A 20467-nucleotide genomic window follows, 5' to 3' on the forward strand; every position below is an offset into this window, starting at 1 on the left:
CTACGCGCCGGACTCGTCGGGCTGCTCCAACGCCACCTGCAACAACTGCTCCGCCTCGGCCCGCCGGCCCGCCACCGTCCCGTCGTCGCCCTCTCCCTCGCCCTCGTTCCCGGTCTCGTCGCCGTACGCCTCCGCATAGGCCCGCAGCACCGCACGCGCGCGTGCCGCCGCCCGGGCCGGCCGCCCCAGGTCGGTCTCCAGCCAGCCCGCGGCCAGCTCGGCGCCGGTCCGCGCGTGCAGCGCGTCGCCGTCCAGCGCGACGAACACCGCGACCGCCTCCGCCATCTGCGACAACGCCTCCTCCAGGGCGCCCCGGATCGAGTCGTCGTCGGCGTCCTCGGCGGCCGAGCGGGCCAGCAGGTCCCCGAACTGGCGGTGGGTGTGCCCGAGTTCGGCGACCAGCCGCAGCCGCGCCTCCTCGTCGTCCTCCGTCACGGCGAGCGCGTCCACGCACTCCTCCACCGCGCCGGCCATCAGCGCCCGCGCCCCCTCCGTCCCGTCCTCGGTCCGCAGCGCCAGCCACGCACGGGCGCGCAGCGAACGCACCAGCCCGTGCACATTGCCCAGAGCGCGCCACAGCTCACCCGCGCGCGCGTACGCCCGGTCCGCCTCCTCGTGCAGTCCCGCCTGGCCGAGGGACTCGGCGGCCAGATGGGCGAGGGTCGCGTGATCGTGCTGCTCGGGCCAGTGCCGGGCGATCTCGGCGGCCTGGAGCCGGCGCTCGGCGGCGTCCCGGTGCTCGCCCAGCTCGCTCAGGCAGTCGCCCAGCCACCACTGCGTCTGGACGACCGCCCCGTCGCCGTGCGTCTCCTCCCGCAGATCGGCCAGCGCCGACTCCAGCACCTCCGCGGCCTCCGCCCAGCGGCCCAGCCGGACCAGATACCCGCCGAGCTGGTGCCGCGCCCACGCACCGAACGTCGGGCCCTCGCCCGCCTCGTCGGCCCAGTGCGCCGCCTCCAGGGCGTGCTCGGCGGCCTCCGCCGCCTGCCCCCGCTCCCCGACGACCTCGGCGAGCTGAAGATGCAGCTGGGCCCGCCCGACCGGCTCCAGAACGGGCCCGCCGTGCTCCAGGGCCGCCCGCAGCGCCCGCTCCGCCTCCGCCATGTCGCCCAGATGGTGCGCGAGACCCGCCAGCCGGGCCTCGTACTCGCAGGCGAACCACGGCAGCCCCGCCCCGGTGAACTCCGCGGCGGCCCGTGCGAACAACTGCGCGCCCGCCTCGACGTCCCCGGAGTGGGTGGCGAGTTCCCCGAGCATCGCGTGCCCCTCGGCGAGCCGCGCGGTCAGCCGTACGTCGTCCCCGGTCCGGCCCTCGACCAGCGCGAGCAGCTCCCGTACGGCCGCCTCCGCCTCCCCCAGAACCGTCTCCGCCATCGGCCCGTCCGCCTCGTGGACCCGCCGCATCAGGATCCGCGCCCGCGCCATCAGCACCCCCGCCGCCTGCCGCACCTGGGTGCCGCCCTCGGCGTACAGCGCGAGCACGTCGTCGTACGGGCCGGCCACCGCCGCGAGCGCCTTGCCGACGTCCTCACCGGCGAGCGCACGGACGTACGCCCCCCGCGCGCGTGCCGCCAGCGACTCCCCGGGGTCGTCCGCCTCCGCGTACAGCTCGGCGGCCCGCTCGAACGTTTCCGCACCCTGCGGGCCCAGCGCGATCGCCTCGTGCTCGGCGATCTCCGCACGGTCGCGCGCGTCCAGCGCGCCCCCCGCCGCGCCCTGCGCGCCCTCGGCCGCCCGCGCGACCGCCGCCCACGCCTCCACGGCCTGCGGCCGCAGCGTGTCCGACAGCCGCCGGGCCTCGGCGAGCAGGTCCGGCAGCTCGGACCCCGCCGGCTCCGCCGCCACGGCCGGCACCGGCGCGCCCACCGCGGCCGGACGCACCGCACGCACCCCGAGCGGCAACCGCTCCACCAGCGGACGCTGCGCCATCCGCGCGCGGGCCCGGTCACTGACGTACTCCGTGCCGTTGCGCTCGTCGAACCGCGCCGCCAGCGCGAGGGCCTCCGCGCGCGCGTGGGCGGCCAGTTCCCCGGCCGTCCACTCCCGCCCGGCCGGACCGGGCACCCGCTGCCCGCCCAGACCGAGCCCCGACAGCCGCTCCGTCAGCAGCACCACGACACTCAGGAACTCCAGCTTGCTGCGCGGATGCCCGTCGTCCGTGAAGTACGCCGGCCGCTCCGCGAGCAGCTCCAGCCCCCGCGCCTCGTTCCCGGTCAGCGCACAGAACTCGACGTGGTCGGCGTACGCGCCCCGCATGCTCTCCATCGGCCGCACCAGCCGGAAGCCCCGCAGATGGTGGGCGCGCGCCTCCTCCAGCCGCCCCAGCCGCAGCAGCGGCACCAGCGACGAGGCCAGGACCGTGTGCGGCTCGTGCGCACACGCGTACTCGCCCTCCAGGACCGGCGCCCACAGCCGCAGCGCCTCCTCGTCCCGGCCCCGCTCCGCCTGCCACCAGCCCTGGCCGTGCAGCTCGCACGCGTGGCAGTCCGCCATCGCGTCCCGGTCCGCGGCCAGCCAGGCGGCGAACGCCCGCTCCGCGCGCGGGACGTCCCCCACATGCGCGGCCACACTGAACTCGGCGCTGCGCACCGCACGCTCCGAGTGCCCGGCGAGCCGGTAGCGGTGCTCCATCTCGCCCAGCCACTTCTCCACCGACGCCAACGGCACATGCGGCTGGTCGAGCATGCCGGCCGACATCCACTTGAAGACCCAGTGCAGGGAATGCGTCTCGTAGTCGTCGAAGTCCCCGGGCCGCTCGTCCCACAGGCGCAGCAGCCGCGCGAACGGGACGAACATCTTGTCCTTCTCGGAGCTGTAGTTGTAGACCTTCAGCTGGTGCCCGAGTGCCTCGATCACCGCCAGCGGGATGTTCAGCCTCTCGGCCTCGGCCAGCAACTGCTCCGCGCGCGCGTTGCGGGCCGGACCCTCCGGCCGCTCACCGTTCTCCGCCATCGCCCGGCGGAGCGCGTCGAAGTCCCTGATCTCACTCATCGGTGGTCGTCCTCCCCGTGTGCGGACTCCCCGTGCGTGGCCCATTCCAGAAGGCCGATGAACGCCCGGTTCAGCAAGGCCGAGTCCGCGGGCCTGAGCGGCCGCTGCGCCATCAGCAGCGCCTGCCCGTACAGGGACTCCGTGGCGGTGCCGATCAGTTCCGCCTCCCGCAGCGAACTGATCCGCCGGATCAGCGGGTTGAGATGGTTCAGCACCAGACGCGCGCGCGGGGCGCCGCCGCGCAGCGAGCCCAGGATGCCCGCCCACAGGTCGTCGGCCTGCGCCTCGGCCTCCGCCCGCGCCTGCTCGTGCCGCGCCCCCCGGTCGTCCAGGTGCAGCGCGGGCACGGACAGCGGATGGAAGGCCCGCAGGACGACGTCACAGCCCAGCGGGTCCAGCTTCGCCCGCGCGGCCGCCAGGAACCCCGCCAGCGCCAGCTCCTCCGCCGGGTCCACCGCGTCCAGATGCGCCGTCACGGTGTCCGCGTCCAGCTCGGCGACCACCGTCCCCGGCCGCACCGACGGCAGCGCCTCGACCAGCTCGCTGTCGTACGTGTAACCGCCGTTGACCACCCCGACGCCCTGCGCGGCCGCGATCGGCGCGACCTGCCGGTACTCCTCCACCGTCCGCGTGAAGTGCACCACCGGGTGCCGCTGCGCAAACTCCTCCAGCGACAGCTGCCCGTCGCTCGTCTCGAACGGCAGCCACGGCAGCATGGTCCGCAGCATCTCCGTGTCGTGCCGCGCCAGCGACTTCACGCCCAGGTGGTGCACGGCCAGGAAGGCCGAGAGCCGCTCCGGATCACCCGCCGCGAGCCCCGTCAGCCACGACCGGATCCGCTCCCCGAGCGCCTCCCGTACGGCGGCCAGCGTCTCGTCCTCGTACAGCGCCTCGCGCGAGGCCGTCGGCCGCAGACTGTCCGTGTCCAGGACACAGCGCACGAAGAACGCCCAGTCGGGCAGCAGCTGTTCGGCCCGTTCGGTCAGCAGCATGCCCTTCAGGTGCACCCGGTGCGTGGCCCGCTGGGCGGGACTCACGGCCGCCGGCAGCACGTACGCCACCCCGCGGATCCCCGCCAGCGGCACGTCCAGCTCGATCGTGTCCAACGGCGTGAACCCGAACAACCGGTGGCAGTGCCGGGCCAGCGCCACCCGCCGGTTCGCGGGGGAGGGGTACGGCCGGTCCCAGGGCGCCGGCAGATCGGTGACCGCCTCCTCGCCCACCCGGACGTCGTAGGGCAGCAGCGAGCCGAAGTCCCGCGCCAGTTTCAGCACGCGCTCCTCGGTGAGCCACTCCCCGGCCCCGGCGCGCGCCACCAGGTGCACGGTGGTGCCCGGCTCGGGCCGCTCGTCGTGCGGCAGGGTCCGCACGGTGTACGAACCGTCGTCGCGCGCCGTCCACTCCACCGGCGGCGCGGCGGGCGTACGGGCACTGCGGCTGACCACCCGGATCCGCTCGGCGACCACGAAACAGGCCAGCAGTCCGATGCCGAACTGCCCGAGGAAGTCGGACCGCGCCTCCTGGAGGCCCTCCGCCCGCTTGGAGCTGCGCCCGATGGTCGCCAGCAGGTCGTGCACGTCGGCCTCGGTGAGCCCGACGCCGGAGTCCTCCACCCGCAGGGTCCCGCCCGAGGCGTACAGCCTGACCCGCGCCGGGGCACCGGGCTCCTCGGCCCGCCGGGCGGTGATGGCGTCCACGGCGTTCTGCAGCAGTTCCCGCAGATAGACCTTGGGGCTGGAGTAGAGGTGATGGGACAGCAGGTCCACCAGACCACGCAGGTCGACCTGGAACGTATGAGGTGACGGTGATGCCTGGGATGACTGTGAGGTCTGGGAGTCCATCGCTGCAGCGCCGCGAAGTGGGGACGAGCACGGCGCGGGGTCGGGCGGTCCCGGTGGGGCGGTGACCGCGGATGATGGCCGGAGGCGCGTCATCCTAGAGCCCGAACGAGCCGTCTGACCAGGTGTTTCAGGACACGTATCGAGCAATGTCGGTGGCGTGGTGTGCAATGGATCTCGTGCCCGCACTCGAAGAACCACTGAAAAAGGTGCTCGGCCCACCGACCGCGAAGGTGATGGCCGAACACCTAGGCCTGCACACCGTCGGCGACCTCCTGCACCACTATCCCCGCAGATACGAGGAGCGCGGCCAGCTCACCCACCTGGCCGACCTCCCCATGGACGAGCACGTCACGGTGGTCGCCATGGTCGCCGACGCCCGGCTGCTCTCCTTCGCCTCCGCCAAGGCACCCCGCGGCAAGGGGCAGCGGCTGGAAGTCACCATCACCGACGGCAGTGGCCGAGTCCAGCTGGTCTTCTTCGGCAACGGCGTCCACAAACCCCACAAGGACCTCCTGCCCGGCACCCGCGCGATGTTCGCCGGCAAGGTCTCCGTCTTCAACCGCCGCCTCCAACTGGCACATCCGGCGTACGAATTGCTGCGCGGAGAAGGCGACGAGACGGTGGAGACCTGGGCGGGCGCCCTGATCCCGCTCTACCCGGCGACGGCCAAACTGGAGTCCTGGAAGATCGGCAAGGCGATCCAGACCGTCCTGCCCAGCGCCCAGGAGGCCGTCGACCCCCTCCCGACCGGCCTGCGCGAGGGCCGCGGCCTGCTCACCCTCCCCGAGGCCCTCCTCAAGATCCACCGCCCCCACACCAAGGCCGACATCGCCGACGCCCGGGCCCGCCTCAAGTGGGACGAGGCCTTCGTCCTCCAGGTCGCCCTGGCCCGCCGCCGCCACGCCGACGCCCAACTCCCCGCCGTCCCCCGCCGGCCGTCCCCCGACGGCCTCCTCACCGCCTTCGACGACCGCCTCCCCTTCACCCTCACGGAGGGCCAGCGGAAGGTCTCCAAGGAGATCTTCGACGACCTCGCCACCGCCCACCCGATGCACCGCCTCCTCCAGGGCGAGGTCGGTTCGGGCAAGGCCCAGCCCCTCGACTCGCTGGTGCTCACACCCAGCGGGTTCCGTCGCATGGGGGACATGGAGGTGGGCGATGAAGTCGTCGTGCCGGACGGAGAGATCGCGCTCGTCGACGGCGTCTTCCCACAGGGAGAACGTGAGGTCTGGCGCCTGGTCCTTTCCGACGGAAGCTCCGTCGAATGCGACGACGAGCATCTCTGGATCGTCGGAACGAGTCGCGGCTGGCACCGTGGCCGGCCCCCCAGAGTCATGACGACCCGGGAGATTCGTCTCGACACGTTCAAGGCCAACGGATCGTCGAAGTGGTACCTGCCGGTAGCCACGCCGGTCGATCTGGGAGGCGATGCCGACCTGCCTCTTGATCCCTACCTGCTCGGCCTCCTGCTCGGCGACGGCTCATTCCGCCACGGCCTGCGCCTGTCGACCGTGGACGAGGAGATCCGTGATGCTGCGGCAACAGCGGTGACCCCCGCAGGCACCCGCAACCCTCTGATCCGGACATTGCGCGATCTGGGGCTGTGGGGTGTGACGTCGCACGGAAAATTCGTCCCGGACGAGTTCAAGAACACCTCGGCCAAGAACCGGCTTGCCCTGCTGCAAGGACTACTGGACACCGGCGGAACCGTACAAGCGGACGGCTCGAGCATTTCGCTTTGTTCAGACTCGCTCAGGCTCGCGGAGGATGTCGCCTGGCTTGTGCGCTCACTGGGAGGGCGGGCCCGAATTCTTCCCGAGAAAGCAGCCTTCGACGTCTCGGTGGCGCTACCCGACGCGTACGTCCCCTTCAGGCTCACCCGTAAGGCGGAACGCGTACGGCCACGACCGAAGCACCACACCTTCCGGCGCGGAATCCGAGCCGTCGAACACGTGGGACGCAAACCGGTCCAATGCATCAGCGTCGCCCACCCGAGCCATGCCTACGTCACCGACAACTTCACGGTGACCCACAACACGATGGTGGCCCTGCGCGCCATGCTCGCCGTCGTCGACGCCGGGGGACAGGCCGCCATGCTGGCGCCCACCGAGGTGCTCGCCCAGCAGCACCACCGCTCGATCGTGGAGATGATGGGCGAGCTGGCCGAGGGCGGCATGCTGGGCGGTGCCGAGCAGGCGACCAAGGTGGTGCTGCTGACCGGCTCCATGGGCGCCGCCGGCCGTCGCCAGGCCCTGCTCGACCTCGTCACCGGCGAGGCCGGCATCGTCATCGGCACCCATGCGCTGATCGAGGACAAGGTCCAGTTCCACGACCTGGGCCTGGTGGTCGTCGACGAACAGCACCGCTTCGGCGTCGAGCAGCGCGACGCCCTGCGCGGCAAGGGCAAGCAGCCCCCGCACCTGCTCGTCATGACGGCCACCCCCATCCCGCGCACGGTCGCGATGACCGTCTTCGGCGACCTGGAGACCTCCGTCCTCGACCAGCTCCCGGCCGGCCGCTCACCCATCGCCAGCCATGTGGTCCCCGCCGCCGACAAGCCCCACTTCCTGGCCCGCGCCTGGGAACGGGTCCGCGAGGAGGTGCAGAACGGCCACCAGGCGTACGTCGTCTGCCCCCGCATCGGAGACGAGGAGGAGGACCCGAAGAAGGCCGGGAAGTCCGCGGCGGACGAGGCCGAGAAGCGCCCCCCGCTGGCCGTCCTGGACGTGGCCGACCACCTCTCCAAGGGCCCTCTGCACGGCCTCCGGGTCGAGGTCCTCCACGGCCGTATGCCCCCCGACGACAAGGACGCGGTCATGCGCCGCTTCGCCGCCGGGGACACCCATGTCCTGGTCGCCACGACCGTCATCGAGGTCGGCGTCAACGTCCCGAACGCCACCGCCATGGTGATCATGGACGCCGACCGTTTCGGCGTCTCCCAGCTCCACCAGCTCCGCGGCCGCGTCGGCCGGGGCTCCGCCGCCGGTCTCTGCCTCCTGGTCACCGAGATGCCCGAGGCCAGCGCCGCCCGCCAGCGTCTGAACGCCGTCGCCTCCACCCTCGACGGCTTCGAACTCTCCCGACTCGACCTCGAACAGCGCCGCGAGGGCGATGTCCTCGGCCAGGCCCAGTCCGGCGCCCGCACCTCCCTGCGGGTCCTCGCCGTGATCGAGGACGAGGAGGTCATCGCGGAGGCGAGGGAGGAGGCGGTCGCCGTGGTCACCGCCGACCCCGAACTGACGGGACTTCCCGGCCTGCGCACCGCCCTGGACGCCCTGCTGGACGAGGAGAGGGAGCAGTACCTGGACAAGGGCTGAGGTGCTGCCCACCCGGGGGCGCGGGGCTGCATACGATATGCGGCTACCGCCGCGCGGGCGCGACCAGCCACACTGAACCGAAAAGCCGCCCACGACCAAGGACCGAAGATGACCCGCGTGATCGCCGGCGCAGCCGGCGGACGTCGCCTTGCAGTACCGCCAGGCACCGGAACCCGTCCCACCTCCGACCGCGCACGCGAAGGCCTCTTCTCCACCTGGCAGTCCCTCCTCGGCGGCCCCCTCGACGGCGAACGGGTTCTCGACCTCTACGCCGGATCAGGGGCCGTGGGCCTGGAGGCCCTCTCCCGGGGCGCGAGCCACACCCTCCTCGTCGAGGCCGACGCCCGAGCGGCCCGGGTCATCCGCGAGAACGTGAGAAACCTCGCCCTGCCCGGCGCCGAGGTCCGCGCGGGCAAGGCCCAGCAGGTCATCCAGACGGCGCCGGCGGCTCCGTACGACCTCGTCTTCCTGGACCCGCCCTACGCCGTCACGGACGACGATCTTCGCGAGATTCTCCTCACACTCCGCTCTGAGGGCTGGCTCGCGCCCGAGGCGCTCGTCACCGTGGAGCGCAGCACCAGAGGCGGTGAGTTCGGCTGGCCGGACGGTTTCGAAGCGCTCCGGGCCCGTCGTTACGGCGAGGGAACGTTTTGGTACGGTCGCGCCGCCTCTACGTGCGAAGACGCACGATGACCGGACCGGAGAGCGAGGGATCACAAGTGCGCCGCGCCGTCTGTCCCGGGTCGTTCGACCCGATCACCAACGGACACCTCGACATCATTTCCCGCGCCTCCCGTCTCTATGACGAGGTCTATGTCGCGGTCATGATCAACAAGTCGAAGAAGGGCCTCTTCGAGGTCGACGAGCGACTCGACCTGATCCGTCAGGTCACCGCCGAGTACGGCAACGTACGGGTCGAGGCCTTCCACGGCCTGCTCGTCGACTTCTGCAAGCAGCGCGACATCCCCGCCATCGTCAAGGGCCTGCGCGCGGTCAGCGACTTCGACTACGAGCTCCAGATGGCCCAGATGAACAACGGGCTGTCCGGGGTCGAGACGCTCTTCGTACCGACCAACCCCACCTACAGCTTCCTGTCCTCCTCCCTGGTCAAGGAGGTGGCCACCTGGGGCGGCGACGTCTCCCACCTGGTCCCGCCGCTCGTCCTCGAGGCCCTCAACGAGCGCCTGCGCAAGGACTGATGGGGCTACAGTCGTCCCGTCCGTCTCCAACACAGCTGTAGAGAGTGGCGAGCACCCGGTGGACGTACAGAAGAAGCTCGACGAGATCGTCACGGCGGTCTCCAGTGCCCGGTCGATGCCCATGTCGGCCTCGTGCGTGGTCAACCGCGCCGAGCTGCTCGCCCTGCTGGAAGAGGTGCGCGCGGCCCTGCCCGACTCGCTCGCCCAGGCCCAGGAGCTGATCGGCGACCGCGACCAGATGGTCGAGCAGGCCCGCCAGGAGGCCGACCGGATCATCTCCACCGCGCATGTCGAGCGCGGCTCGCTGATCTCCGACACCGAGATCGCCCGCCGCTCCCAGGCCGAGGCCGACCGGATCCTCGCCGAGGCCCGCCGCGAGGCCGAGGAGGTCCGCGCGGAGGCCGACGACTACGTCGACTCCAAGCTCGCCAACTTCGAGGTCGTCCTCACCAAGACCATCGGCTCGGTCGGCCGGGGCCGCGAGAAGCTCCTGGGCACCGGCCCCGGGCTGGACGAGCAGGGGTACGGGGACCCGGAGGAGGACGACGCCCCCGAGCGCAGCCACGACCCCGAGACCCTGCGCCGGGACGCCGACGCCTACGTCGACACCAAGCTGGGTGCCTTCGAGGCCGTCCTCACCAAGACGCTGGAAGCCGTCGGCAAGGGCCGGCTGAAGCTGCACGGCCGGATCGCCTCCGACGACCTCGGCGCCCTCGCCGACGACCACACGACCTTCCAGCACTCCTCCGACGCCGACTACCTCGCCGACCTCGCGGCCCTCGCCGAGCAGGACAACGCGGCCCCGGCCGCGGTCGGACCGCGGGCGCCGCAGCCGTCGTACGAGGAACAGCCGGTCGCCTACGCCTACCAGCAGCAGGACCAGTACGGCTACGACCAGACGTACGCCCAGCAGGACCCGTACGGCTACCAGCAGGCGGACCCCTACGCGGTGGCGTCCTACCAGGGCTACGACGCCCAGCAGACCGCCTACGACCCGCACCAGCAGCCCCAGCAGACGCAGCAGCCCCAGCAGCCCCAGCAGTCCTACGCCCTCGACGAGACCAGCCTCTTCGACACGGGCATGATCACGCCGGAGCAGCTGCGCGCCTACGAGCAGGGCCGCGGGCTCTAGAGCCACCCGGATTGGGCTGTGGGCGAAAGCTCCAGTATCCTGGCTCTTCGGTCGCGAGTACGCCCGCGATCTCCGCTGCCCGCAACACCGAAGGGCGGCGGCCCTCAGAGTTCGGAAGATCGAAAGCAGGAATGGCCCCCAACGCACGCCTCGACCACCGCAACCCCCTCGTGTTCGACACGCACGAGCTGGGTCGGCGTCCCGGCGCGCTGCAGCGGCTGGCCCGCTCGGTCGACGCCCCCAAGGACCTCGGTATCCAGGGAGTCATCGGAGTGCCGGAAGGCGCCCCGGTGGAGCTCGAACTCCGCCTCGAGTCGGTCATGGAAGGGGTGCTCGTCACGGGCACCGCCCGTGCACGGGCCGAGGGGGAGTGCGTAAGGTGTCTGGAGCCGCTCGAGCTCGCTCTCGAAGCGGACTTCCAGGAGATGTTCTCGTACCCCGACGCCGACGACCGTGGCCGCGTGAAGGCGGAACCGGTCGACGACGCTGAGGACGACGAGGACAGGCTCTTCCTCGAGGACGGCATGTTCGACCTCGAACCCGTGCTGCGCGATGCGGCGGTGCTCGCACTGCCGATGCAGCCGGTGTGCCAGGACGACTGTCCCGGTCTGTGCTCCGAGTGCGGAGCCCGGCTGGCGGACGACCCGGACCACCACCACGACGCCACCGACATCCGTTGGGCGGCACTGCAGGGACTCGCCGGTTCACTCGGAGACGGCGAGAAGGACGAGATGAGCGGCGCCGAAGCGGAAGCGGGCGTCGACGAGAAGCAGGAGAAGTAGCCGTGGCTGTTCCGAAGCGGAAGATGTCGCGCAGCAACACGCGCCACCGCCGGTCGCAGTGGAAGGCTGCGGTCCCCACCCTGGTTGCGTGCGAGCGCTGCCACGAGCCCAAGCAGCAGCACATCGCGTGCCCGTCTTGCGGCACCTACAACAAGCGCCAGGTCCTCGAGGTCTGAGCGGCTGGTGAGAGGCTCCGTGTCTAGCCCCAAGAAGGCGGAAGACGCCAAGGCGGATTCCACCGCCAAGAAAAAGGCGGACAACACGGCCTCGTCCCACACGCTTCTGGAAGGGCGGCTCGGCTATCAGCTCGAGTCCGCCCTTCTGGTGCGTGCGCTGACCCACCGTTCCTACGCGTACGAGAACGGCGGTCTGCCGACGAACGAGCGGCTGGAGTTCCTCGGGGACTCCGTGCTCGGCCTCGTTGTCACGGACACGCTGTACCGCACCCACCCCGATCTGCCCGAGGGCCAGCTGGCCAAGCTCCGGGCCGCGGTGGTCAACTCGCGTGCGCTGGCGGAGGTCGGTCGTGGCCTCGACCTGGGCTCCTTCATCCGGCTCGGCCGGGGTGAAGAGGGCACGGGCGGCCGGGACAAGGCGTCCATCCTCGCCGACACCCTCGAAGCGGTGATCGGCGCGGTCTATCTCGATCAGGGCCTCGACGCGGCCTCCGAACTGGTGCACCGCCTGTTCGACCCGCTCATCGAGAAGTCCTCGAACCTCGGTGCCGGCCTGGACTGGAAGACCAGTCTCCAGGAGCTCACCGCGACCGAAGGGCTCGGCGTGCCCGAGTACCTGGTCACGGAGACCGGCCCCGACCACGAGAAGACCTTCACTGCTGCCGCCCGCGTCGGAGGCGTCTCGTACGGCACCGGCACCGGCCGCAGCAAGAAGGAGGCGGAGCAGCAGGCCGCCGAGTCCGCCTGGCGGTCCATCCGGGCCGCGGCGGACGAGCGCGCCAAGGCGGCGAAGGCGGCCCAGGCCGCGGCAGCCGTCGAGGCCGACACCGGCGCGGACTCCGAGTCCGCCTCCGCCTGATAGGAACACGACAGTACGGCGCCCGTCCCTCGACACCCGAGGGGCGGGCGCCGCACATCCGGGGGATCGCCATGCCCGAGTTGCCCGAGGTCGAGGTCGTCCGGCGCGGTCTGGAGCGATGGGTCGCCCATCGCACGGTCGCCGACGCCGAGGTGCTGCACCCGCGTGCCGTACGCCGTCATCCGGCCGGTGCCGACGACTTCACGCACCGGCTCGAGGGCCATCGCATCGGCATCCCCAGCCGTCGCGGGAAGTACCTCTGGCTGCCGCTGGAGGACACCGGCCAGGCGATCCTCGCCCACCTCGGGATGAGCGGCCAGCTGCTGGTCCAGCCGCAGGGGTCACCCGACGAGAAGCACCTGCGCGTCCGCGTCCGTTTCGCCGACGCGCTCGCCACCGAGCTCCGCTTCGTCGACCAGCGCACCTTCGGCGGCCTCTCGCTGCACGACACCACCCCCGACGGACTGCCCGACGTCATCGGGCACATCGCCCGCGACCCCCTCGATCCGCTGTTCGACGACGAGGCCTTCCACCACGCCCTGCGCCGCAGGCGGACCACGATCAAACGGGCCCTGCTCGACCAGTCGCTGATCAGCGGCGTCGGCAACATCTACGCGGACGAGGCCCTGTGGCGCTCGCGTCTGCACTACGACCGCCCGACGAGCGGCTTCACCCGGCCCCGCACCCTGGAACTCCTCGGACACGTCCGGGACGTGATGAACGCGGCCCTGTCCGTCGGCGGCACCAGCTTCGACAGCCTGTACGTCAACGTCAACGGGGAGTCGGGCTACTTCGACCGCTCCCTGGACGCGTACGGGCGTGAGGGTCTGCCCTGCAAGCGGTGCGGCACGCCGATGCGCCGGCGCCCGTGGATGAACCGGTCCAGCTACTTCTGTCCGAAGTGTCAGAAGGTGCCGCGCGTCCCGTCGTAGCGCTCCCGGGCCGCCAGTACGTCGTCCATCCGGCCCTCCACACAGTGGATGAGGGCCAGCAGCCGCTCGGCGACCTCGCGGCCGAGCGGGGTCAGTTCGTAGTCCACGCGCGGCGGGTTGGTCGGCCGGGCGTCGCGGTGCACCAGCCCGTCGCGCTCCAGCGCGTGCAGCGTCTGGGACAGCATCTTCTCGCTCACGCCGTCGATCCGGCGGCGCAGTTCGTTGAACCGCAGCGATCCCTCGTGCAGTGCCCCGAGCGTCAGGCCGCCCCAGCGGCCCGTGACGTGCTCCAGCGTGCCGCGCGAGGGGCAGGCCTTGGCGAACACGTCGTACGGGAGGTCCAGGTCCTCCGCGCGTTCCTGGGTGCTGGTCATGACAGCAGCGTACGCGAAGGCAGCGCTAACCAACAGGTTGCACTAACCAGGAGTTAGTGCTTTCCTTTGGTCACTGTCTCTGAGCTGCCCTTTCGAGGAGTTCCCATGTCCAAGCCCGTGGTGTCCGTCGCCTACCACTCCGGTTACGGCCACACCGCCGTCCTCGCCGAAGCGGTCCGCACCGGTGCCGTCGAGGCGGGTGCCGAGGTGCATCTGATCAAGGTCGACGAGATCACCGAGGAGCAGTGGACCCTGCTCGACGGCTCGGACGCCATCGTGTTCGGCTCGCCGACCTACATGGGCACCGCGTCCGGCGCCTTTCACGTCTTCGCGGAAGCCACCTCCGCGCGCTGGGCCACCCAGGCTTGGAAGGACAAGCTCGCCGCCGGCTTCACCAACTCCGGCTCCAAGAGCGGCGACAAGCTGCACACCCTGCAGTTCTTCCAGATCCTGGCCGCGCAGCTCGGTATGCACTGGGTCAACCTCGGTCTGCTGCCCGGCTGGAACAGCAGCACCTCCTCCGAGCACGACCTCAACCGCCTCGGCGTGTTCCTCGGCGCGGCCGCGCAGACCAACGTCGACGAGGGTGCGGAGGCCGTCCACAAGGCCGACGTGGCGACGGCGGAGCACCTGGGCCGGCGGGTCGCCGAGACCGCGACGGTCTTCCTGGCCGGCCGGGCCCAGGCTGCATGATCGTTTCTGCGTGGCTCTGGTGGGCGCGGGTCTAGTACCCGAAGTCCTGGGTCCACCAGGGGCCGCCGGACCCGAAGTGGACGCCGACGCCCAGCGTCTTGAAGTCGCAGTTCAGTATGTTCGCCTTGTGGCCGGGGCTGTTCATCCAGGCCTCCATGACGGCGGCCGCGTCGGCCTGGCCCCGGGCTATGTTCTCGCCGCCCAGGCTGGATATGCCGGCCGCCTCGGCCCGGTCCCACGGGGTCTTTCCGTCGGGGTCGGTGTGGTCGAAGAAGCCCCGCGCGGCCATGTCGTCGCTGAACTTCTCGGCCAGCTCCGACAGCGCGCTGTTCGCGGAGAGGGCGCTGCAGCCGACCTTGGCCCGCTCCTCGTTGACGAGTGCGAGCACCTCGGCCGCGGCCTGCGCCTCGGCCGAGACCGTCACGGCGGACTCGGACTTCTGGGGCGCCTTGGTGACCGCCTTCGCCTTCGAGGCCGAGGTCGCCGGCTCCTCCGAGGGAGTGACCTCGGGCTTCTTCTCGGCCGTCCTGCTCGGCGAGGCCGAGGCCGAGGACTTCGAGGCCGACGCAGTGGGCGAGGTCGAGGTCGAGGTCGAGGCCGAGGCGGAGCGCCCCGCGTCACGGCTGGTCGAGGTGCCGGCGCGGCCGGTCTCGGCGGAGCCGGCGGTGCCGCCCTGCTCGGCGTTGGAGTTGCCGGGGGTATCGGCGGCCTGCACATTGTCGCCGGGACCGGTGCCGCCGCCGAGCCGGTAGTTCTCCAGGCCGGGCACCACGCCGGTGGCCACCGCTACCGTGCCGAGGGCGACCGCGGCGGAGACGCCGAGCAGACCCGCCTTGACCGGGGTGGCCGCCTTCCTCTTGCGGCGGCGGCCCGCCCCGCCCCGCCCGCCACCGTCGGGCCGGAAGCCGTCGGTCCGGAAGCCGTCGGTCCTGAAGCCGTCGGGCGTGAAATCGTCGGGCGTGAAGCCGTCGGGCCGGAAGTCGTCGGCCGCGAAGCCGGTGCCGTACCCCTCCTCCGTCGCGTACAGGTACTCCCTGCTTCTCGCGACGGTGTCGGCGTACGCCTCCGGGTTCAGGTACGGCGCGATGCCGAGCGTGTCGGGGCCGTCCGCGTACGAGTACCGCGGGTCATAGCCGTCCGTGTACGAGCCGTGCGTCTCCGTGACCCCCGTGGCGCGGCCCGTGGCGGCGCGGCCGGCGGCGGAGCGTCGGTGGCGTCCCATGCCCTTGCCTTCCTCGTCCATCGGTCAACCCGTCTCATACGATCTTGGGCGAACCCGTCTCACTCGATCGAGTGAGTTTCATATGAGAATCATTGGGTCGGGACGGTACCGCATGGCGCCAGGGGAGGAAGTGCCCCGAGAGACATTGCCCGGTTAGGTTGCACCCATGAGCGAGGATGTGCGACTGGTCGCCTGGGTACGTGGACACGTCCAGGGCGTGGGATTCCGCTGGTTCACACGGGCGAAGGCGCTGGAGATCGGCGGGCTGAGTGGTTTTGCTCTCAATCTGGCCGACGGCCGGGTCCAGGTGGTCGCCGAGGGGGCCAGAGAGGGCTGTGACGGCCTGCTGGACTGGCTGACGGGTGACGACACGCCCGGACGCGTGGACGGAGTCACCGAGATATGGGACACACCCCGCGGCGGCTACGACGGCTTCGCGATCCGCTGACCACCCCGCGCCGGGACGCCGCCGGAAAGGCGAGGGATGTGCCACCGGCATGTGCCCCGGACGGAAAGGAGCAGGTGGTTGCCAAGAATCGCTTGCGATGGCATGCTCCGCACGCAAGGATGATCGCCACGTCCCAAGGGCCCCGCGTCCGTCGCAGCGCCGCCGTTCCGGCCGCGCTCCGGTGGGTTGCCCGCCAATACGGGGCGTGATCGTGTTGACCGTCAAACTTTTTGGTGAGACGCTGAAAGCACCCCGCGCACCTAGCTGTTTGGCATGGATGAACGGCACCACGAACAAGATCTAGCCAAGACCGCGGGTGCGAATCCCTCACGACCCACACCGCTTCGGTCGGTCACTCAGTGTGGAGGACCATCCATCATGGCAAAGGCGCTTCTCGGTTACGTCGGCGGCTCCGACCCGCGACTCCTCGCCGAGATGCGACGGCTCCAGCAGCGCGTCCAGGACCTGGAATCCGAGCTCGGACGAATCCAGGCCGAGAACGACGCTCTCACGGCTGCCGCTTCTCACGACAGGTTCATGGAGAGCATCGACGCACACCAGGCGGAGCCTGCGCTCACCTGATCGCTGCACCGCTCCACGACAGCACACGCAGTGGTCGGGCGACTCGTCTCAACCGCGTCGGACCGCTAAGTTGTCAGAAGTTGCAAGGGACGCCTCGGCGTCCCTTCTTTCTTTCCCCCGCGCCTCTGGTGCCCGTCCCCGTCCGTCCAGCGCCCCGCCCCCTCGGTCTTCTTAACGTGTGGTGTGCCCTGTGCGTTCATGGGTGAAACCGCGGGGTCGCCGGGCGTTCATGGAGTGAGACACCCCCGGAAGGTAGAGTCCAGCGCCGTGCACCTCAAGGCCCTGACCCTCCGGGGGTTCAAGTCGTTCGCATCCGCGACCACGCTCCGGTTCGAACCGGGGATCACGTGCGTCGTGGGGCCCAACGGCTCGGGCAAGTCCAACGTCGTCGACGCCCTGAGCTGGGTGATGGGCGAACAGGGCGCCAAGTCGCTGCGCGGCGGCAAGATGGAGGACGTCATCTTCGCCGGCACCACCGGCCGTCCCCCGCTGGGCCGCGCCGAGGTGTCCCTGACCATCGACAACTCCGACGGGGCCCTGCCCATCGAGTACGCCGAGGTCACCATCACGCGGATCATGTTCCGCAACGGCGGCAGCGAGTACCAGATCAACGGCGACACCTGCCGCCTCCTCGACATCCAGGACCTCCTCTCCGACTCCGGCATCGGCCGCGAGATGCACGTCATCGTCGGCCAGGGCCAGCTCGACTCCGTCCTGCACGCCGACCCCATGGGCCGCCGCGCCTTCATCGAGGAGGCGGCGGGCGTCCTCAAGCACCGCAAGCGCAAGGAGAAGGCGCTCCGCAAGCTCGACGCGATGCAGGCCAACCTCGCGCGCGTGCAGGACCTCACCGACGAACTGCGCCGCCAGCTCAAACCCCTGGGCCGTCAGGCGGCGGTCGCCCGCCGGGCCGCCGTGATCCAGGCGGACCTGCGGGACGCCCGGCTCCGTCTGCTCGCCGACGATCTCGTCCGGATGCGGGACGCCCTCCGGGCGGAGGTGGCCGACGAGGCCGCGCTCAAGGAACGCAAGGAGGCCGCCGAGCAGGAACTGCGCAAGGCCCTCCAGCGCGAGGCGCTCCTGGAGGACGAGGTCCGCCGGCTCTCCCCGCGCCTCCAGCGCGCCCAGCAGACCTGGTACGAGCTCTCCCAGCTCGCCGAACGCGTCCGCGGCACGGTCTCCCTCGCCGACGCCCGCGTGAAGAGCGCCACCTCCGCACCCCCCGAGGAGCGGCGCGGCCGCGATCCCGAGGACATGGAGCGCGAGGCCGCCCGCGTCCGGGAACAGGAGGCCGAGCTGGAGGCCGCCCTCGAAGCGGCCCAGCACGCCCTCGACGACACCGTCGCCCACCGCGCCGACCTGGAACGCGAACTCACCGTCGAGGAACGGCGGCTGAAGGACGTCGCCCGCGCCATCGCCGACCGCCGCGAGGGCCTGGCCCGGCTGAACGGCCAGGTCAACGCCGCCCGTTCACGCGCCGCCTCGGCCCAGGCCGAGATCGACCGCCTGGCAGCGGCGAGGGACGAGGCCCAGGAGCGGGCGTTCGCGGCACAGGAGGAGTACGAGACCTTGCAGGCCGAGGTCGACGGCCTCGACGCGGGCGACGCCCAACTCGCCGAGCAGCACGACGCCGCGAAACGGCAGCTCACCGAGGCCGAGGCCGCCCTCACCGCGGCCCGCGAGGCGGCCACCACGGCGGAACGCGAACGCGCGGCGACCAAGGCCCGCCACGAGGCGCTGGCGCTGGGTCTGCGCCGCAAGGACGGCACGGGTGCCCTGCTCGGCGCGAAGGACCGCCTCACCGGCCTGCTGGGCCCGGCCGCCGAACTGCTGACGGTGACGCCGGGTTACGAGGTCCCGCTGGCGGCAGCTTTCGGAGCGGCGGCGGACGCGATCGCGGTGACGACCCCGGCCGCGGCGGCCGAGGCCCTCCGTCTGCTGCGCAAGCAGGACGCGGGCCGGGCGGCACTGCTGCTCGCCGGTTCACCGGACGCGCCCCATGGGGGCGCGGGGAACTGCGCGACCAGCCACGACGAAGCCGCGGACGCCCCACGTCCGCACGCAGCCGATTTCGTCCGCGCCCCCGCCGACCTGATGCCCGCCGTACGCCGTCTCCTCCACAACGTCGTCGTGGTCGACACCCTGGAAGCCGCCGAGGATCTCGTATACCGGCACCCCGAACTGACCGCGGTCACCGCCGAAGGCGACCTCCTCGGCGCCCACTTCGCCCACGGCGGTTCCGCCGGCGCCCCCAGCCTGCTGGAAGTACAGGCCTCGGTGGACGAGGCGGCCGCACAGCTGGAAGAGCTGGCCGTGCGCTGCGCGGAACTCACCGAGGCCCAGCAAGAGGCCGGCGCACAGCGCAAGGAGTGCGCCGCGCAGGTGGAGGAGCTGGCGGAGCGGCGCCGGGCCGCCGACCGGGAGAAGTCGGCCGTGGCCCAGCAACTGGGCCGGCTGGCAGGGCAGGCACGGGGCGCGGCCGGCGAGGCCGAGCGGTCCACGGCGGCAGCCGCCCGCGCGCAGGACGCGCTCGACCGTGCGCTGGAGGAGGCCGAGGTACTCGCCGAACGGCTGGCCGTGGCCGAGGAGATGCCCGTGGAGGAGGAGCCCGACACCTCGGTGCGCGACCGCCTCGCCGCCGACGGGGCCAATGCCCGCCAGACCGAGATGGAGGCGCGGCTCCAGGTCCGTACGCACGAGGAGCGGGTGAAGGGACTGGCCGGCCGGGCCGACTCGCTCGACCGGGCCGCCCGCGCGGAACGCGAGGCACGCGCGCGTGCCGAACAGCGGCGGGCCCGGCTGCGCCACGAGGCCGCCGTCGCGGAGGCCGTCGCCTCGGCCACCCGCCAGCTGCTCGCGCATGTCGAGGTGTCCCTCGGCCGGGCGCAGGCCGAGCGGGCCGCGGCCGAGGCCGCGAAGGCGCGCCGTGAGCAGGAGCTGGCCGCCGCCCGCACCGCCGGGCGCGATCTCAAGGCCGAACTGGACAAGCTGACCGACTCGGTCCACCGCGGTGAGGTGCTCGGCGCCGAGAAGCGGATGCGGATCGAGCAGCTGGAGACCAAGGCGCTGGAGGAGCTGGGTGTGGAGCCCGAGGGGCTCGTCGCCGAGTACGGGCCCCATCAGCTCGTACCGCCGTCGCCGCCGGCCGAGGGCGAGGTGCTGCCCGAGGACCCCGAGCACCCCCGCAACCAGCCGGTGCCGTTCCGCCGTGCCGAACAGGAGAAGCGGCTGAAGGCGGCGGAGCGGGCGTACCAGCAGCTCGGCAAGGTCAACCCGCTGGCGCTGGAGGAGTTCGCCGCGCTGGAGGAGCGCCACAAGTTCCTCAGCGAGCAGCTGGAGGACCTGAAGAAGACCCGTGCCGATCTGCTTCAGGTGGTGAAGGAGGTCGACGAGCGGGTCGAGCAGGTCTTCACCGAGGCGTTCCGGGACACGGCCCGGGAGTTCGAGGGTGTCTTCAGCCGGCTCTTCCCGGGCGGGGAGGGGCGGCTGATCCTGACCGATCCCGACAACATGCTCACCACGGGCGTGGACGTGGAGGCCCGGCCGCCGGGCAAGAAGGTCAAGCGGCTCAGCCTGCTCTCCGGCGGGGAGCGGTCGCTGACGGCCGTCGCCATGCTGGTGTCGATCTTCAAGGCCCGGCCCAGCCCGTTCTACGTCATGGACGAGGTCGAGGCCGCCCTCGACGACACCAACCTCCAGCGGCTGATCCGCATCATGCAGGAGCTCCAGGAGTCCTCGCAGCTGATCGTGATCACCCACCAGAAGCGCACCATGGAGGTCGCCGACGCGCTGTACGGCGTGTCCATGCAGGGCGACGGGGTGTCGAAGGTGATCAGCCAGCGGTTGCGCTGAGGCCTTTGAGTTCAAGAGGTGAACACATGTGCCTCTCGTGTGTCTGTGATCTCACAATTTCCCACGT

Annotated in this window: 16 protein-coding genes; 12 read left to right on the forward strand and 4 right to left on the reverse strand. The window is 71.5% G+C overall.

The window, feature by feature from the left end; translation table 11 throughout:
* A complete protein-coding gene (locus AQJ64_RS28135) occupies nucleotides 1–2991 on the reverse strand; it encodes a hypothetical protein (RefSeq protein ID WP_055634319.1) in 2991 nt (996 codons plus the stop codon).
* The gene (locus AQJ64_RS28140) at nucleotides 2988–4832 is read right to left on the reverse strand and encodes an HSP90 family protein (RefSeq protein WP_079061988.1); all 1845 of its coding nucleotides are present in this window, start codon (nucleotides 4830–4832) and stop codon (nucleotides 2988–2990) included. Before AQJ64_RS28140 ends, AQJ64_RS28135 begins: the two co-directional genes overlap by 4 nt.
* Nucleotides 4833–4999: 167 nt before the next feature.
* Here AQJ64_RS28140 and AQJ64_RS28145 point away from each other — a divergent pair, with 167 nt between their 5' ends.
* From AQJ64_RS28145 to mutM, 8 genes are all read left to right on the forward strand, one after another.
* Nucleotides 5000–8149, forward strand: coding sequence for a helicase-related protein (locus tag AQJ64_RS28145; RefSeq protein ID WP_059203095.1), 3150 nt, complete (start codon nucleotides 5000–5002; stop codon nucleotides 8147–8149).
* 108 nt (nucleotides 8150–8257) lie between these two features.
* Nucleotides 8258–8842 carry a 16S rRNA (guanine(966)-N(2))-methyltransferase RsmD gene (gene rsmD, locus AQJ64_RS28150; protein WP_055632098.1) on the forward strand — a complete coding sequence of 195 codons (585 nt, stop codon included), beginning with the start codon at nucleotides 8258–8260 and terminating at the stop codon, nucleotides 8840–8842.
* 26 nt (nucleotides 8843–8868) lie between these two features.
* Nucleotides 8869–9348, forward strand: a complete 480-nt coding sequence (gene coaD, locus AQJ64_RS28155; RefSeq protein WP_055632099.1) for a pantetheine-phosphate adenylyltransferase — start codon at nucleotides 8869–8871, stop codon at nucleotides 9346–9348.
* A gap of 58 nt (nucleotides 9349–9406) precedes the next feature.
* Nucleotides 9407–10480, forward strand: a complete 1074-nt coding sequence (locus AQJ64_RS28160) for a F0F1 ATP synthase subunit B (protein ID WP_055632100.1) — start codon at nucleotides 9407–9409, stop codon at nucleotides 10478–10480.
* A 131-nt stretch (nucleotides 10481–10611) separates the two neighbouring features.
* On the forward strand, nucleotides 10612–11262 hold the full coding sequence (locus AQJ64_RS28165) for a YceD family protein (RefSeq protein ID WP_055632101.1): 651 nt from the start codon (nucleotides 10612–10614) through the stop codon (nucleotides 11260–11262).
* A 2-nt stretch (nucleotides 11263–11264) separates the two neighbouring features.
* Nucleotides 11265–11438, forward strand: a complete 174-nt coding sequence (gene rpmF / locus AQJ64_RS28170) for a 50S ribosomal protein L32 (RefSeq protein WP_003951102.1) — start codon at nucleotides 11265–11267, stop codon at nucleotides 11436–11438.
* Nucleotides 11439–11445: 7 nt separating this feature from the next.
* Complete coding sequence (rnc, locus tag AQJ64_RS28175) at nucleotides 11446–12297, forward strand: ribonuclease III (protein ID WP_079061990.1); 852 nt, start codon at nucleotides 11446–11448, stop codon at nucleotides 12295–12297.
* Between the two features lie 71 nt (nucleotides 12298–12368).
* On the forward strand, nucleotides 12369–13229 hold the full coding sequence (gene mutM, locus AQJ64_RS28180) for a bifunctional DNA-formamidopyrimidine glycosylase/DNA-(apurinic or apyrimidinic site) lyase (RefSeq protein ID WP_055632103.1): 861 nt from the start codon (nucleotides 12369–12371) through the stop codon (nucleotides 13227–13229).
* Here mutM and AQJ64_RS28185 read toward each other — a convergent pair.
* On the reverse strand, nucleotides 13202–13603 hold the full coding sequence (locus AQJ64_RS28185; protein ID WP_055632104.1) for a winged helix-turn-helix transcriptional regulator: 402 nt from the start codon (nucleotides 13601–13603) through the stop codon (nucleotides 13202–13204). The genes mutM and AQJ64_RS28185 overlap by 28 nt on opposite strands.
* A gap of 105 nt (nucleotides 13604–13708) precedes the next feature.
* Here AQJ64_RS28185 and AQJ64_RS28190 point away from each other — a divergent pair, with 105 nt between their 5' ends.
* Nucleotides 13709–14296 carry a flavodoxin family protein gene (locus AQJ64_RS28190; RefSeq protein ID WP_055632105.1) on the forward strand — a complete coding sequence of 196 codons (588 nt, stop codon included), beginning with the start codon at nucleotides 13709–13711 and terminating at the stop codon, nucleotides 14294–14296.
* 31 nt (nucleotides 14297–14327) lie between these two features.
* On the opposite strand, the gene AQJ64_RS28195 is transcribed toward AQJ64_RS28190, so the two are convergent.
* Nucleotides 14328–15518, reverse strand: a complete 1191-nt coding sequence (locus tag AQJ64_RS28195) for a CAP domain-containing protein (RefSeq protein ID WP_055632108.1) — start codon at nucleotides 15516–15518, stop codon at nucleotides 14328–14330.
* A 166-nt stretch (nucleotides 15519–15684) separates the two neighbouring features.
* Between AQJ64_RS28195 and AQJ64_RS28200 the strand changes: the two genes are divergently transcribed.
* The 3 genes from AQJ64_RS28200 (at nucleotide 15685) to smc (ending at nucleotide 20400) form a co-directional block, all read left to right on the forward strand.
* A complete protein-coding gene (locus AQJ64_RS28200) occupies nucleotides 15685–15966 on the forward strand; it encodes an acylphosphatase (RefSeq protein WP_055632106.1) in 282 nt (93 codons plus the stop codon).
* Between the two features lie 378 nt (nucleotides 15967–16344).
* Nucleotides 16345–16548, forward strand: a complete 204-nt coding sequence (locus tag AQJ64_RS28205; RefSeq protein ID WP_030793895.1) for a hypothetical protein — start codon at nucleotides 16345–16347, stop codon at nucleotides 16546–16548.
* A gap of 267 nt (nucleotides 16549–16815) precedes the next feature.
* A complete protein-coding gene (gene smc, locus AQJ64_RS28210; protein ID WP_055632107.1) occupies nucleotides 16816–20400 on the forward strand; it encodes a chromosome segregation protein SMC in 3585 nt (1194 codons plus the stop codon).
* Nucleotides 20401–20467 lie beyond the last annotated feature (67 nt).

The organism is Streptomyces griseoruber (assembly GCF_001514205.1).
GTDB classification, from domain to species: Bacteria; Actinomycetota; Actinomycetes; order Streptomycetales; family Streptomycetaceae; genus Streptomyces; species Streptomyces griseoruber.